This window comes from Kordia antarctica (assembly GCF_009901525.1).
GTDB lineage: Bacteria > Bacteroidota > Bacteroidia > Flavobacteriales > Flavobacteriaceae > Kordia > Kordia antarctica.
This window is the reverse complement of the sequence record NZ_CP019288.1, coordinates 4,721,520-4,737,522: the sequence shown is the minus strand read 5'-3', so window position 1 is coordinate 4,737,522 and position 16,003 is coordinate 4,721,520. Positions and strand designations below refer to the sequence as shown.

Below are 16,003 nucleotides of genomic sequence, written 5' to 3'. Positions count from 1 at the left end.
AAGATAAATGTGCAAGATTTATGTATGATACAGTTAGCATCGATTTAAAATTTAAAATTTATAATAATTACGGGTGCTCCATAAGGCTTAAATGGAATTAAGTTTGTTTCAGGTAAATTATTTTGTTTTAATGGATTTGTATTTATAAATCCTATACCTATTGATAAATTTTTTTGAGCCCTAGCAGTAAAAATATTAGTTACTGGAGATTGACTTAATGAGAATACTAAAGGGTTTTTTTTCTTTTCAGCTTGAAGTTTTAAATACTGTTTTGTTTTTTTATATGATTCATTACTGCTTAAATCCATATTAAAGACGGAAAGTGGTTTTAGAATACCTGCATAAGGATTTTTTTTATTTAAATTATCTAAATGTAAATCTATATTCTTAGAGGTATTTCCTTCATATCTCGTTTCGAGGTTTGACTTTGGTAAAGTAATAGGGTACCCATTTGACCTTATAAATGGCCATGGTTGTGGTGGATTCATTTCTGGCCCTTTTTCCAAAAGATTAGCTGAATTATGCCAAAAATCAGGGCCATCTCCTTTGCCAATAATACCTTGAAAAATCGAAGCTATTCCAAAAAGAATATGAAGTGGAAAATAAAACGGTCCTAATACTTCACCTTGATATGTATGCTGTTCTTCATGTTCGGATTCATCATATTCTGCTCCTGGACCTAAATATTTCCCATATACAATTGTATTGCCAAAAGTTAATGCTCCATATTTTGACATCAATGGATTATTGGTAAATTCAATAGCATTTCTTTCCTTGCTTATCTTGATTTCTGAATCACCACCTGCAATTTTACTAATTACGTGACCTATTAAACCATATGTTAAACCAATAATTGTATTTGGGCTAGACCAAATCTTACCCAAAATTCCAGTTATTTTATTAAGAAAACTTTTTCCTGCGGGCCTCACATCTTCTGCATCAATTTCTTCATTCTCAACGGGTATTCTATCACCCATTAATCCTGGAGATTGCCTATCTAACTTTTCTAATCCTTCAATCTCACTTGAACTTTGCATCCCATTCTCATCCCTCAACATCACCGGATTACTCAAACTATATTGGTACAAACAAGGACCATCCACCATACCTGCTGGGTCAACGGAGAGCCACCTTCCTAGCCAAGGCATATAGTAGCGAGCAGAGTGGTACGAGAGTCCGCTTTCTTCATCTCGTTCTTTGCCTGTATAACGGTAGCGTTTTTGGCTTATGGTAGTGCTTTTCCAATAGTAGGCTGTAGTGCCATACGGGTGATATTCTTCGTAGCTTATGATATTGCCATCGCTATCTAATTCTATACCCACAGAGCCAAGGTGGTTACTTAATTGGTATCTATATACTGGTTTATTTAGTGTAGAATTTAGTGAAGTGCCTTTCGTCAAGGTTTCTACGATGCATATTCTTCCTGTGTCATCTGCTATATGTAATGTGGTTCGTTCTTTATCTATTTGGTTGTTTTTATATTCTCTATATACTTCATAGTTACCAAGGTAAATGCGTTCTTTTGTCGTGTTTATTCCAGTTATTACAACTTTTCTTAAGCGTTCACCTCCTGCATCGTAACGATAATGGGCTATTTTACTATCAGCAAAAACCATTTTGGTAGGTTGGTTTTCAAAGTTCCATTCTATGGGGAAAATGTGATTTGAGAGTTGTTCAATGTTTCCTGCTATATCGTAAGTGTAAGTAGTTGTGGTACTCCCAATTTTTGTAGTAACTAGACGATTATTTCCAGTTTGATAAATGTAATCTCTTGTATATGGAGTTTCTCCTTTATGCTCCCATTTTAGAATATTCCCTACCGAATCATAGGTGTATGATTGTTTGTATGTTTGTAACGCATTAGTATCGTTAGGTGCTGCATTGTTGTATGGAATTGCACCGTTTTTAGCTTCAGGAATTCTTAGTTGTTCTCCTGTATTTTGCCCTATATGTTCTCGTCCTGTAGCTTCAATTAGTCGATTTAAACCATCGTATACAAATTGTTGTTTGGGTTCAACCACTTGATTTGTAAAAAAAATAGTTTGTTGGGCAGTATCATTTATTTCTACAATATTACCAATGGCATCGTAGGTGTAATCTATATTTTGAATTACTTCGCCATTCAAGTGCGCATCTTTCTGAGAATGGATATTAGTTAAGCGATAGCTCAATATGTCGTAAGTATATTTTGTACGAATCTTATTTCCATACTTTATACCAAGGCGTTGTCCTTTTTCGTTGTAGGCTATTTTTTCAACTTGAGTGGTTTCATTTTGATCTACTATTTTGCTTTTTACTGAGTATAAAGCGCCGCCTTCATCATAGATGTTTTCTGTAATGCTTTCGTCTGGGGCTGTACTTTTGGTAGGTCTGCCCAGCGCATCATATTGTATAGACGTAGTGAAAATATCTTCTGGATTTAGAGATAAAACAGGTAAAGCTTTTAATGGTCGTAGTACAGAAGGTCTATCATCCAAACCTGTCCAATTTCCCTCTTCCAAATAATCCTCAAAAATATAGCGTGTGCTTTTTAGAGGCGCACCTTTAAAATCATATTCGTTGACTTCTGTAATGCCAGCTTGGTCGTAGCTTTTCCAAACTTGCCCACGCATATTGTGAGTTTCAGGAGTTGCAGAAAAATTTTCTCCGTAAACGGTGGCTTCTTTTATGATTTCATCGGGCGTATTGGCTTCTAGTAACCACAAGTATTTAGGTCTTCGAAATTGGTCGTATTCCATTCGGGTTCTATGCTCATTAGGAATCCAAGTAATAGCTGGTTGATTATCTATGGTCATGATGGCATAGCTAGTACCTGCATCATTACTTATACTTTTGAGTGGTCTACCTACTAAATCATAAACCACTTCGGAAGCAGTATTTCCATTGGCATCGATTACTTGAAGTTGATTGCCTACCGTATCTAATATTACTTTGGTTGTGTCAATACTACCCAAATTATTGGTTTTTGTTAGTACGGGTCTGCCTAGTACATCTATAATCTGAATGCTTGGAGTTTCTGCATGAAGCAAAGAAAGTTGGGCAGCTCTTTCCTCAGCTACCGTTCCATTTACCATGTTTATGTACCATTTATTTGTTATGAATATCGTATCATTTGCATCATAGGTTTTTGACTGCCAAGGCGTAAATTCTACTTTAGTAAAAGTACCATCTGGCATATCTGTTTGATACACTCTGCCTATGGCATCGTAATGAATAAATGGAGAAACTCCCCAAAGGACTAGTTCGTCTTCATTTTCATATTCACGGTTAGTACTAAAATAGGGTTCGTATTGTTTTACGGCTTGTCCTTTATTATCGTAAATGGTTCTACCGCTTCCAAGCCAACGTGGATCTGAAAGCACTATGGTTTGTAAATTACCATTTGTATCAACATACTTGGCTTCACCTGGAGCCACTTTTGCTTTTGTTTGTAACTCTTGTCCGAAGCCATCGCTGTATACTCTTGCTTCCATCCATCGGCTTTCATCTCCAGATGTTAAATCGTTGTGATGTGTTTCTCTAGAATAAGAATGTATAAAATTTGGTTTGCCTTCTTTATAAAATCTGTCATGGTGATATTCAATGATACTTGTTTCCGTATCGCTTGGCGAATGAATATTCCGTGCATTTTCTCTGTCAAGAACATCTCCTACATTATCATTCACTTTTCCCATTACGGCAGTTCGGATCACTCTACCAAAACCATCATACGCAACTTTTTGTCTATTGCCATTAGGATCGGTAATAAGTAAGGGTTGAAGAATTCTATAATCGTATTCGGCTGTTATTTCATTATCTAAAGGGTCTTTTACTTTAATGGGTAATAAACCTATGTCATCAAAAGTGACTTCACTTATATTTCCCCAAGTGTCTTTTACTTTGGTTGTGGTATAAAAATTAGTTGGGTCGTATTGTGCAAAGCCTCCTGTAACCCACCAGCCAGAAATTGATTCTGTTTTCAGTGGATCATTATCTACTTTAGTTGGGTGAGTTTCTTCTAAATAGTTTTCTCTCTGCAAGAATCCAAGAGTACCTGTGACTTCATTATTAAAATCGGTTGGATTTGGAAAAAGACCATCATAAGCTTGGTCAAGAATTTTCTCTGTAAATATGAGTTGATAAGTTCCGTAAGGCAATATAAGAGGTTGAACTTCTCCAAAAGTTAATTTATCTGGCGATAGACTTTGGACTTGTGTATCATCATCGTCACGATAATAATTTACTTGAGCCGAAAGCAGTTTTTTAGTGGCTGTTGGAATATCTCTTCTTAAATCATCTCTATCAAAAAATGGAGGATAGGCTTGGCTTTGCGTTAGAGATTCTATTTCATAGGCTTTTGCAGAAAGCGGAACGCCTTTTACATACCAATTGGAATACGTATCTTTTTGATTGAATACTTCATTTTCGGTGTAAATTATTTTGAGTTGATATTGTTCTGAACAATGGTCAGGATCAGTTTCGACACCATAAAGTCTTGGATAAGCAATGGAAGCCGATTTTATAACATTGCCAAAATCATCAATCTCTAAAGTCAATTCATGAGCTAATCGAGGATCTTTTGGGTTTCGGTCATACGTAGCCGTTACTTTTTCTAAAGGTAAACTGATATAAACAGCGTATCTGTTTGATATGTCATTGAGTTTTATCGGTTGCAATTGTTTTACCTGAAAACGTGCTTCTGTTACTACATAAGGATTGTCTTTTAAATCTGAATCATCTTCTGTAAAAACTTCTGATCTTAATAATTGCCCGCGCAATGCTCTTTTGGCTTCTTGTATTTCTTGAGCTGTCCAATTATCATCATTCAGCAATTCAGAATCAGCTAAAAAAGTTTCTTTGTTTTCTTGTTTCCAATATTCACTTTTGTATTGTTCTTCTAAATCAATTTCTTTTTCCCAAGCTCCTGTATGAAACCAAGATTTGGTGCAAATGCGTGGCTTATCATAAATAACATCTGGATTCATTTTGTCAGGATTTTTGAAAGACTCATCATCCCATTGTTCTACAAAACCAAAACCTCTAAATTCTCTTTCAGCTCTGTCATAGTATCCGTGGTGATAGGCATATTCTGTTACAAATCTGTGTTTTGTAATTAAATCTTCAACTTCTGTTTTATGCACTACATGAACAGGAAAAGGGAGTTTGGTAATCCAAGGGTTGCCTTCTCGTTCATCTTTTAGATAGAAATAGGTGGAAGGTTTATATTCTGAACGCGTTACACTTCCCATATTATTCCGAATCTCGGTAAGCAAATATGGCTTCGTGCTGTTCATTATATCTATGTACTTCCAAGGTGAAAGCGCATCTGAAGCTAGTGGACTAGACCATACCAAACAGGCGGTGCCATTTCCTAATAAATCGATTAGACTAACCGTAGTTTGCTTATGAGTTGATGGAAAGTTTTTGATTTCAATAGCATCTGAAAAACCATTACCAGAATGGTTGAGCCAATAGTAGGTATTGTGTCCCGCTAGGTACAAAATATCTGTTGTTCCTGAGCCATCAATATCTGCTAAGCGTAAGTTTTGTGGATGAAAAACATCAGGAGCTTCAAAATATGGAGCGTTATCCATGATTACTTTTTCACCAAAGTTTCCATAACCAAGGTTGGGCCAATAGCAAATTTCAGTACAACGAATACGTACAATATCACTTAAGCCATCGCCCGTCATATCATTTAAGAAAATGCCTTCTAAATCATTTTGAAACAATCTTGCAGGCCCTAAATTTTCATCTGTTCCTGTATAGTTTCGTTGTTCTTGATCGAAACCTTTTTCGCCATTATTGGGATACCATTTTAAAAGCTCGTCACGAAGAATGAGTATTTCAGGACGACCGTCACCATTTAAATCTACATAACGAATATCGGGATCGGATAAATCTATATTCACGCGTTGGTCATAATTTCTAAATGGTGACCAAGAACCGTCATCGTCTCTTTTGCTATAACCGCCATTGCTTCCTTGACGACTTAGGTGTAATTGCCCGTTAGATTCTATATTGCTCAGTTGCGTTCCGCCAGAAAGATTGCTCCAGTTGGGTTTTTCGCTTACTGTTTTTAGTCTATCAAATTTACCTTCACCTAAATTCCTTCTATAATGCCAAGCTCCAGCCGTTTCTATTAGCACACCATTTAAGCCTTCAGCATTTAAGTCGGTGAACTGATAATTACCACTTAAACCTTGTGGCGTATTTCTAGCGTTAGCAGCATCTATTTCTTTTGGTGTATCGTTTACATTAGCTTTAGAATAGGTGAATTCCAAAGGTGGCATCTCATTCTTGATATAAACCTTTACTACTTTGTCATATTCATAAGCGACCTTAGAAATTGAATTTACTTGTGTAATATTTTGATTTTCATCATAATTAATATCGGTACTTTGAATAAGTCGTTCTTTTCCAATGCCATATTTATCTACGGTTACATTTTCACCTTGAAATGTGTGAAACATTAATACTCTTCGACAAAGTCTTCGTGTCCGAATTTCAAATCCTGCACGGTATTTTGAGAATGCATCTAAGCGATGAGGCCAGGTATTTTGTTCAGCTATTTTAGGATTATCCCAATTGTGTTCTCCATAATCAAATACTACTTTGAATAAGAATTCTAATTTTGATAAGTCAGGTTGTATTTTGGGGTACATTTCTTTATTTCCATAAAGAATGCGTTTTAGATATTTCTGTGGCTGCGTATTGTTTTTTCGTTGAACTTCGGACAAAGTATTGGTTACATTGTCATTATCTTCTTGTTTGTATTCGTACAAAGTGATATTTCCTTTGTTGTCGAATGTTTTACATAATAGCCATGAGAAAATTCGTTTAGGATTTTTCGGATTTGTTATTCTGCTTTCGGGAGTTTCTCCATATATACTAGTTATATTTTCCCCACTAATTGATTTCCAGTAAACATCACCTGTAGTTTTATGTGTCCATTTTTCTATTCTTGCAAATAAGCCTTCTGTTCTTGGACGATATCTAACAATTTCATACTTGTTATTATTACTAGTATACTTTTCTTGTTCCCATTCTTCAGTATCCTTATTATAATTGAACTTCTTAACTAAATCTTCGACACTCGATAGAATAAATGTGTCTGAATCTTGGATGTCATTATATAATGGCAAGTTTCTTTCTGTTTTTCTACTGATAGATGGAACTGCCATACTCCAACCCAACCCGAAAGGACTATTCCCTGAGCCAGAACTATAAGATAGTGAAGGTTGTGGCGCACCACGTCCAGCAGTAACACCAATAGGAACTGAGAAGTTACCTGTACCCGTTGCTGGGTTAGCGGTATATTTTTCACCGATACCTTGAATTGCTCCACCAGATTTAGGAAGTTCTAGCTTTGGAACTAATGAAGGCTGCTGTATACCTTTGGATTTTTCTTCTTTATTAGAGTTATTTGACATTTATTTATAGAAATTAAATAAGTATTATTAATTCTAAAGTTAATTTAATGTTGTTTTTATTTCTCTTACGTTTGGTAATATATGCGTATACGGAATTCTTATTATTTTACACATGTAATACTAATCTTTATTTAATTTAAGTATTTTTATTTAAAGTATTGAAGTTTAATAGCTAAAATTTACGTTTTATCATGAAAATTCTTCATTTTTTGCCTATCTGCAGGAATAACTGGAAGCTTTATTTTAAAAATGATGTGAATCTAAAAAGTATCTAAAGAATAAGAATGCTTCTCAAAAGATGCATTAACTTTTTTAAATCCTCAATAAAAAAGCTTGAACTTTGAAGGTTCGCGGTCACAAAAAATGTAAAAACCTGTAATTTAATAGATTACATATTTTTATTTTTATACCCGAGCGGACAGCATACTTATGATTTTTTAATTTTTAATCATTGGTCTAGTAAGTTTACATCTTTTATTGTTTCATTCTCTTCATAAAGTGTTCTATCAAAGATTCCTCTAGCTCCTGAATTGTCATATATTTCTTGACCATTTTCATCGTAAGTATATTTTATGTAGTAGCTGTTTTGATAACATACGAGTATGGCAAAGTTAAACCCCTAATTATTGAGACAATTAGGCTTAAAGTAAATGTTGATTCATAATGGAATGATATAGATATTTAATTTCTGAACATTTTGACTTTATCTATGTGAGGATCATACCAAGTCTTTTCAAATCCTTCAACTTCTAAATAAACATCATTGTCACGTATATATATAGTAGAACATCGGACGACTTGCCCATTTCTGGGAAAACTTCCAACTGGATAAGCAAAAACATACGATTTATTTTCTTTTTTGAATTTTAACGAAACACTAAAAACATCATCTAAAATCGTCAAATTTCTCTTTTGTTGTCGACTTTTTTCTTTCGCATAGTTATTCGTTAAACTATCTATCGTTATCACATCATCTTTTTCTGTAAAATAGAATGTCGGATTGTGAGCATAAGTACGCCCATGCGGATCATAAAAACTAAATTTATTACCTTCTTCTTTTCCAATATAGATATAATCTAAATCGTTCATGACCATATATTTTTTATATATTGAATCATTAAAAACGCCGCCGTCATAAATATATTTATGTGATCTTGTTGTAAAATAGATAATACTATCATTATTCTGATTCCTTAATATATAGAGCATTTCATGAATTAAACCTCTATCGGCATCGACTCCGTTTGCAAAAATTAGTGCGTTTGGGTTACGATCAGATATTTCATTTTGTAACCTTAATTTAAATGTATAGATGTCATAATGATTTAAATTGATCTTTTCACTTTGTTCAATAATTTGATTGATTGGTATCGATTTACATCCCAAAAACAATACTGCAATTAGTGCTAAATAGTATATTTTTCTCATAATCAATTTGTGAAATTAGAATTTGTATTCAGCCAAAACCCACCTAATCCAAGACGTTTTAAATCGTTCCAAAACTTTCCTTTATTTGGAAAAATATCTGGATGATATGCAGATTGTCCAGTAAAGTGGATATAATCTTGCGGATCTGAATCTGTATTATGAAGCGTTACATGAAGCCCAAAGTTATTTCGAAAACTCGTTAGTGATACCCTAAAACGACTTTTACTATAATAATATGTTTTAGGATTTTTAAAGGGTATAAAGTCAAGTTGAAGCAAGTTTGCAGTATCGAAAGCATATTTTTCATGCCCTGTAAATTTATGAAAGCTTAATTCAATATTATTAAAACTGTGTTGATTGTTAATATGATAGGCAATGACTCCACCACCTGTATAGTAACGGTCTAACCGATCAGTCAACCCAATTTTAGCCCATATTGAACCGTCATTATATGTGTTTAACTGAAATCTTCTATCTATCATTATTCCAGTAAAGCCAACTCGTTGCGGAAGTTCTTTAGTATCTCGTTTGTATTTATCTATAAACCAAATAAAATTAGTTCCTACTGTTAAGGAATGTTGAAAAGGATTTTGAAGTGGATTAGGTGTGAAATCAGAAAAATGATATAAAGGGACAAAACGTTTGTCAAAATTTACGTTTCCTGTGTAATAACCAACAGTTACACTAAAATCTAAAATAAAATCTATTGTAGTACTATTAAGAAAACCTTTCTCATACGAGCTAATTAAATCGCCTCTATTATAGAGAAGTAAACCAGCATGTATTGATGGATAAGCATCAGTATAATCGAACGGATGTGCTCCTGCGCCCCCAACTACAGCAATATTGTAATTGGTATATTTAAAGCTATTAGCAAATCCATTAAAATCTATCGTTGCTTTTATAGCAACTCCATATTGTATATCGTTTATATCATTTGTTTGTGAATATCCCAAAAACATAAATGAAATGAAACAATAAATAAAAATTTGAATTGTTCTCATTTTCTAAAGTTAAGTATAATGATTTAGAGTTGATTACGGTTTTCCGTAAAATGAATTCCTACTACTTCTATTATACCCAAACTTTATTTGCCTTCTGTAGTTTGGTGTTATTAAGGCTAATAATCATTATGAAGCTATTAAAAGTGAAGTATACTCTTTTAAAAACAAGTTAATAGCCTTCAAATCCTCCATCAAAAAGTTCGAACTTTGAAGGTTCGTGGTCACATAAATTGTAAAAGCCTGTAATTTAAAAGATTACAGGTTTTTGTTTTTATACCTGAAATGACAGTATTATAAGTTTTTGATTTAAGAATATAGAAACTGTTAATGATGAACTTAAAAATGTATGCCTGATAGAGCATTCTAGGCACAGAAGCTTTGGTAACTTTTTAACCAATCTAAAAAAGGTAAGCCTTCGGTAAACTGAATATTGCAGAGAATCTTTGAGTGGATTATTTTAGTTAGATGAAAAACTCCAAGAAACAAGAGTGTATGTTTGCCTTGATAGAGATGATGTACTTAGAAGATATCGATCAGAAATATTTTTGTGAGCGTGAAGATATCAAGCTGGCTACTTTAAAATATTGGCTGAAACACTTTCATCTTGAAAAGAAATTAGATCAAGCGGAAATTCATCCTAGAGAAGAACCATCTTGGAGTAAATTCATTCCTATTGAAGTTGATATGCCTATGACTACTTCTGGTTCATCAATTAGAATTGAATATCCAAACGGTGTTCGTCTACATTTAGATACCTGTTTATTAAATCAAAAGACTCTTTGCTCATTAACTCAACTTATATTATGTTTGGACTAGGAATTTCAAACCGTTATCATTTATATTGTCATCCTACGGATATGCGTAAGAGTTTTGATAGCCTAGCAGGTATTATCCAAAAAGAACTCAACGGCTCTGCTCTGGATGGAACTGCGTATATATTTATCAACAAATCACGTGATAAAGTAAAAAATACGAAATGCTCTACAATTAAAAATATTAATTAGAAATACTCTACAATAAAATTTTATTGTATATTTGTGCTCAAGAAATAACAACTTGATACACATTTATGAATAAAAAACTCGGAAATATTGCAGACATTCAGTTTGGCTCATACGATAAGCCAACAAGAGAAGGTGCTGTAAAATATCTGCATGCTGGTCATTTTGACAAGCTCCTAAAGCCAACTAAGTTTGAGGATAGTTTTATTGAACTTGATGATAAGAATGAAAAATTCTTATTAGAGGAAAGTGATGTTATCTTAGCTGGTAAAGGTCATCGTACATTTGCTTGGGCTTATGATTCTGCTTTTGGCAAGGCTGTTCCTTCTTCCCTATTCTTTATTATCAAAGCAAACTCCAAAGAGGTTTTAAGCTCATATTTAGCGCATTATCTCAATTCAGAAAAAGTACAATATAATTTAAAGCTCATAGGTGCTGGCGCTACTATAACCTCTATTCCAAAAAAAGAGTTAGAACAAATAACAATTGCTATTCCTTCAATAGAAGAACAACAACGCATAGTGAACCTCATAGAACTTATGGATAAGGAAGTGAGATTAACACAAGAACTTTTAAAGAAACGAACAGCCTTAAAGCAAGGTGTGGTCAACAAATTAATTAATAATCAAATGAAAATTTAAGACATAAAAAAAAGCCTTAAAAAGTTAGTCCCTTTTTAAGACTCAATGTAAGTATCGTTTATCTCAGTGGCTTGTCACCGAACTGATGTTAACAATGTTTGTGATAAAACAAAAGTATACTTTACAATTGACAAATCAAAACACCGATTTGTTTAGACTCGGCAAGCCTGTTCTACTCCGTAAAAAGATTGAACATTTTTTTAAAAAAAAGTATACGCAATGGCAGATACAAGACACGTAGTTCCAAACTCAGAAGGTGGTTGGGACTCAAAAAAAGGAGGAGCTAGTAGAGCTTCAAAACATTTTGACACCAAAGCTGAGGCTGAAAAGTACAGCAGGAATTTATCAAGAAATGAAGGTTCAGAATTATTCATCCACGGTAAAGATGGTAAAATTCAAAGAAAGGATTCACATGGAAATGACCCTTATCCTCCAATTGGTTAACTATTAATTAAAAAAGGAAGAGTGATACTAACGTCTTACTCTTCCTTTTTAAAAAAAAATACTAATGAGTAAACTAACACAAGAAGAAATTAACAATAAAGTCTGGGCAGCTTGCGACACTTTTAGAGGGACAATAGATGCCACACAATACAAAGACTACATTCTTACAATGCTCTTTATTAAATACATAAGCGATGTAAATAAAGAGAAGCGAGAAGGTTATTTAGCTAAGTATGATGGAGACCAAGAGCGTGTAGATCGCGCTATGAAGCATGAACGTTTTAAAATCCCTAAAGAAAGTGCTTTTGAATTTCTATATGAAAAGCGAAATGCCGACAATTTAGGAGAGCTTATAAATATTGCTTTAGAAAACATTGAAGATGCCAACCGTTCTAAGCTAGAAAAGGTATTTAGAAACATTGATTATAACTCAGAACCTAATTTAGGACAAACCAAAGACCGTAATCGCAGATTAAAGAATCTTTTAGGAGATTTTGTAGATCTTGATATGCGACCGTCTAATTTAGAAGGTAATGATATAATTGGTGATGCTTATGAATTCTTAATAGATAGATTTGCTTCAGACGCTGGTAAAAAGGCAGGAGAATTTTATACTCCTAAAAATGTATCTGTACTACTTGCTAAGTTAGTAGAAGCAAAAGCTGGTGACCGTGTATGCGACCCAACTTGTGGTTCTGGCTCATTGCTATTAAAGGTTGCAAATGAAATAGGTAGTAAAAATGTATCGCTTAATGGTCAAGAAGTAAATGGTAGTACGTGGGCTTTAGCACGTATGAACATGTTTCTACACGAGATGGACAATGCTACTATAGAATGGGGCGACACATTAAACAATCCATTATTAAAGGAAAATGATGCTTTAATGAAGTTTGATATTGTCGTTGCAAATCCTCCGTTCTCTTTAGATAAATGGGGAGCAGACAATGCTGGCGCAGACAGATACAATCGTTTTCACAGAGGTGTACCTCCTAAGAGTAAAGGTGATTATGCATTTATAACGCATATGTTAGAAACTTTAAACGAAACGGGAAAAGCTGGTGTGGTTTTACCTCACGGTGTATTGTTTAGGGGTAGTAGTGAGGGGAAAATTAGAACCCAACTTATTAAAGAAAACCTTTTAAAAGCAGTCATAGGATTACCACCTAACTTATTTTTTGGAACAGGTATTCCTGCAACCATTTTAATTTTTGACAAAAGCAGACAAAACCCAAAAACAGAAAAAGAAAAAGAAGTCCTTTTCATTGATGCGAGTAATGAGTTTGATAGTGCGAAAAATCAGAATAAGTTAGATGAAGAGACTCATATAAAAAAAATACTAGAAACCTATATAGGTTGGAAAACCATAGATAAGTATAGCTACGTTGCAAAACTCAGTGATATAGAAGAGAATGACTATAACCTCAACATACCACGTTACGTAGATACTTTTGAAGAAGAAGAGCCTATAGATATCAAAGCAACCCAAGAAGATATTAAAACCTTGAAGCAACAAATTGATGAGGTAGAAAATGAGCTAGCGCAACATTTAGCTGAATTAGGCTTTTAATATGGAAAACAAATCAATCATTGAGGAGGTAAAAGAAAACATTTGTGAAGAGTGTAAAGGCTGTGTAGTCTATGCCAAAGATGAAAACGGAAAGAAATATAGAATTAATGCAAACTATTGCAACAACGGCTCGGGTTATATTGAATTAGACCTATACGATGATAAAGGCGATTATTTAGAAACCTGTAAGCTCAAAGATTTTACGGACTCTTGTGACTTACCTTTTAAACTAGTTGTTGATAGTGAACCTGATTGTGGATGTTTATGATTTTAGAGAAAGAAAATAAAGTAGGGTATAAGAAAACTAAACTTGGGTGGATACCCGAAGATTGGAAAATTAAGACAATTTCTCAATTAGCAGAAGTTGACAAGGATTCTTTAAAATCGTCAACTGATGCTGACTACAAGTTTGAATATATTTCCTTGTCTGATGTGAATAAGGGTATCCTTAGTGTCAAACTAGATGTTTATAAATATAAAAACGCTCCTTCTAGAGCTAGAAGAATTGTAAAAAAGCATAGTATTTTAATGGCAACTGTTAGACCAAATCTAAAGTCATTTTGTTTTATTAACGAGGAGGTCAAAGACACTATAGCTTCAACAGGTTTTGCTGTAATTAATACTAAAGAAAATACGGAAAGTGGTTATTTATATCAATTCTTATTTAGTGCTAACTATGAAAGTCAAATTTATGCTTTAGTCGTTGGGTCTAATTATCCTGCAATAAATTCATCTGATGTCAAAAGTATAAAAGTCCCTACACCTCCATTCAATGAACAACAAAAAATAGCTTCTATCCTCTCATCTTGGGACACAGCTATTGAAACTACTCAAACCCTTATTGAGAAATTACAAGCTCGTAAAAAGGGTTTGATGCAACAATTGTTGACAGGAAAGTTGAGGCTTGATGGGTTTTTAGATAAATGGGAGGAAAAAGAATTAGGTAATTTTATAAAACAAACATTACGTCCTAAGAACAAACCAAATGATTTGTATTTAGCATTAGGATTAAGAAGCCACGGAAAAGGTATATTCCACAAAGAAAATTTTGACCCTAATTCTATAGCTATGGAAACGCTTTATGAGGTTAAAGAAAATGATTTAGTAGTTAATATCACTTTTGCATGGGAACACGCAATTGCAATAGCTAATAAAATTGATGAAGGAGGATTAGTCTCACACAGGTTTCCCACCTATACTTTTATTGATGGTATTTCAGACTCATTATTTTTTAGATACTATGTATTACAACCGCGATTCAAATATTTGTTAAATGTAATATCTCCAGGAGGAGCAGGACGTAACCGTGTTATGAGTAAAAAGGATTTTCCTAAACTAGTTGTAAAAATACCATCCTTCAAAGAACAGAAAGCAATTAGCTCTGTCTTAGATTCGATAGATAAGGGTATAGTAAATCATCAGAATTATTTAGAACAACTACAAACTCAGAAAAAAGGATTAATGCAGCAGTTGTTAACTGGACAGATTAGAGTAAAATTATAATGGCAGTGAAGAAAATCATAGAAGAAATAGAAAGAGATATCAAAGATATTTTGAGCACAGACTTTTCATATACTAGTACTCAGGCTGTTCCTAATCTAGATGATAGTGCACTAACGTTTGGTAATGCCAAAGAAAAGAAAGCCAAAGTCATAAACACCTGTGTCCTGTTTGTGGATATTAGAGGTTCAGTTTCTTTGACTAAAAAACATCACACAAAAACAATGGGGAGGTTGTATTCGGCGTTTGCGAAAGGTGTAATAAAAGCAGCGCATCATCATAGCGGCTATGTAAGGAATATTATAGGTGACCGTGTTATGGTTGTTTTTCCATCACATAATTGTTATGTAAATGCTGTAAAATGCGCAATCACAATTAATCATATATGCAGTAAAGTTATAGATAACCAATTTACTGGAATAGATTTTAAGTGCGGTATCGGCATAGATTATGGAGAGCTAAAAGTCATTAAAGTAGGAACTCCAAAACTGGGTGTAGAAGCCAATGAAAATAGAGGTCTTGTTTGGACAGGATATCCAGCAAATCTTGCATCTAGACTTACAGATACTGCAAATAAAGTAGTAAAAGAAGACTATTACGAAGTAAAGAGAAATCCTTCCAATTTCGCTAGATTATTTGGAGGAATGGGATTAATTGGTTTAAGTCCATTTGGGGGAACACCTATAAAAAGAGGTGATGAGCCTGAGTACCTAACCACAATTGAAACAGTAGAAATGACACCAGAGAAATTTGCTGACTCTATAAAAACTTCACCAACAGGCAGTGTTTACGTATCGGGAGGTAAATTTATTAGTTTTCAAAAGAAGACCAGGAAAACAGATTATCCTGCTATACTAATTTCAAAAGCAATTTATAATGGATATAAAAATGAGAATTCAACAGGAAACGACATTATAAATAAATGGTGGGAAAATAAAAAATATAACGTTGAGGACGTAACTGACGAGGTATATGGATCTGGTTTAACGTGGAAAATAGATTAAAA

General features: G+C 33.8%; 11 protein-coding genes and 1 pseudogene. 9 read left to right on the top strand and 3 right to left on the bottom strand.

The features are described from left to right. Positions 1-44: 44 nt before the first annotated feature. The 3 genes from IMCC3317_RS19905 to IMCC3317_RS19895 form a co-directional block, all read right to left on the bottom strand. The gene (locus IMCC3317_RS19905; protein ID WP_160131234.1) at positions 45-7,412 is read right to left on the bottom strand and encodes a SpvB/TcaC N-terminal domain-containing protein; all 7,368 of its coding nucleotides are present in this window, start codon (positions 7,410-7,412) and stop codon (positions 45-47) included. Between the two features lie 681 nt (positions 7,413-8,093). Beyond that, positions 8,094-8,840, bottom strand: coding sequence for a hypothetical protein (locus tag IMCC3317_RS19900; RefSeq protein ID WP_160131233.1), 747 nt, complete (start codon positions 8,838-8,840; stop codon positions 8,094-8,096). Positions 8,841-8,842: 2 nt separating this feature from the next. Then, positions 8,843-9,844, bottom strand: a complete 1,002-nt coding sequence (locus tag IMCC3317_RS19895) for a hypothetical protein (protein WP_160131232.1) — start codon at positions 9,842-9,844, stop codon at positions 8,843-8,845. A gap of 314 nt (positions 9,845-10,158) precedes the next feature. On the opposite strand from IMCC3317_RS19895, the pseudogene IMCC3317_RS19890 reads away from it, so the two are divergent. From IMCC3317_RS19890 to IMCC3317_RS19850, 9 genes and pseudogenes are all read left to right on the top strand, one after another. After that, positions 10,159-10,245, top strand: a pseudogene (locus IMCC3317_RS19890) (transposase); the annotation flags it as partial. A gap of 64 nt (positions 10,246-10,309) precedes the next feature. Next, positions 10,310-10,660, top strand: a complete 351-nt coding sequence (gene tnpA / locus IMCC3317_RS19885; protein WP_160131231.1) for an IS66 family insertion sequence element accessory protein TnpA — start codon at positions 10,310-10,312, stop codon at positions 10,658-10,660. Further along, entirely contained in the window at positions 10,648-10,848 is a 201-nt protein-coding gene (gene tnpB, locus IMCC3317_RS19880; protein ID WP_160131230.1) for an IS66 family insertion sequence element accessory protein TnpB, read from the top strand. Before tnpA ends, tnpB begins: the two co-directional genes overlap by 13 nt. Before the next feature lie 65 nt (positions 10,849-10,913). After that, the gene (locus IMCC3317_RS19875) at positions 10,914-11,486 is read left to right on the top strand and encodes a restriction endonuclease subunit S (protein ID WP_160131229.1); all 573 of its coding nucleotides are present in this window, start codon (positions 10,914-10,916) and stop codon (positions 11,484-11,486) included. A 219-nt stretch (positions 11,487-11,705) separates the two neighbouring features. Further along, complete coding sequence (locus tag IMCC3317_RS19870; RefSeq protein WP_160131228.1) at positions 11,706-11,930, top strand: DUF2188 domain-containing protein; 225 nt, start codon at positions 11,706-11,708, stop codon at positions 11,928-11,930. A gap of 64 nt (positions 11,931-11,994) precedes the next feature. Beyond that, entirely contained in the window at positions 11,995-13,497 is a 1,503-nt protein-coding gene (locus tag IMCC3317_RS19865; protein WP_160131227.1) for a type I restriction-modification system subunit M, read from the top strand. A gap of 1 nt (position 13,498) precedes the next feature. Beyond that, a complete protein-coding gene (locus IMCC3317_RS19860) occupies positions 13,499-13,765 on the top strand; it encodes a hypothetical protein (protein WP_160131226.1) in 267 nt (88 codons plus the stop codon). Continuing rightward, positions 13,762-15,000: a restriction endonuclease subunit S gene (locus IMCC3317_RS19855; RefSeq protein WP_160131225.1), complete on the top strand. Its 1,239-nt coding sequence runs from the start codon at positions 13,762-13,764 to the stop codon at positions 14,998-15,000. Before IMCC3317_RS19860 ends, IMCC3317_RS19855 begins: the two co-directional genes overlap by 4 nt. Next, a complete protein-coding gene (locus tag IMCC3317_RS19850) occupies positions 15,000-16,001 on the top strand; it encodes an adenylate/guanylate cyclase domain-containing protein (protein ID WP_160131224.1) in 1,002 nt (333 codons plus the stop codon). The genes IMCC3317_RS19855 and IMCC3317_RS19850 overlap by 1 nt, the downstream gene beginning before the upstream one ends. The last annotated feature ends 2 nt before the right edge of the window (positions 16,002-16,003 follow it).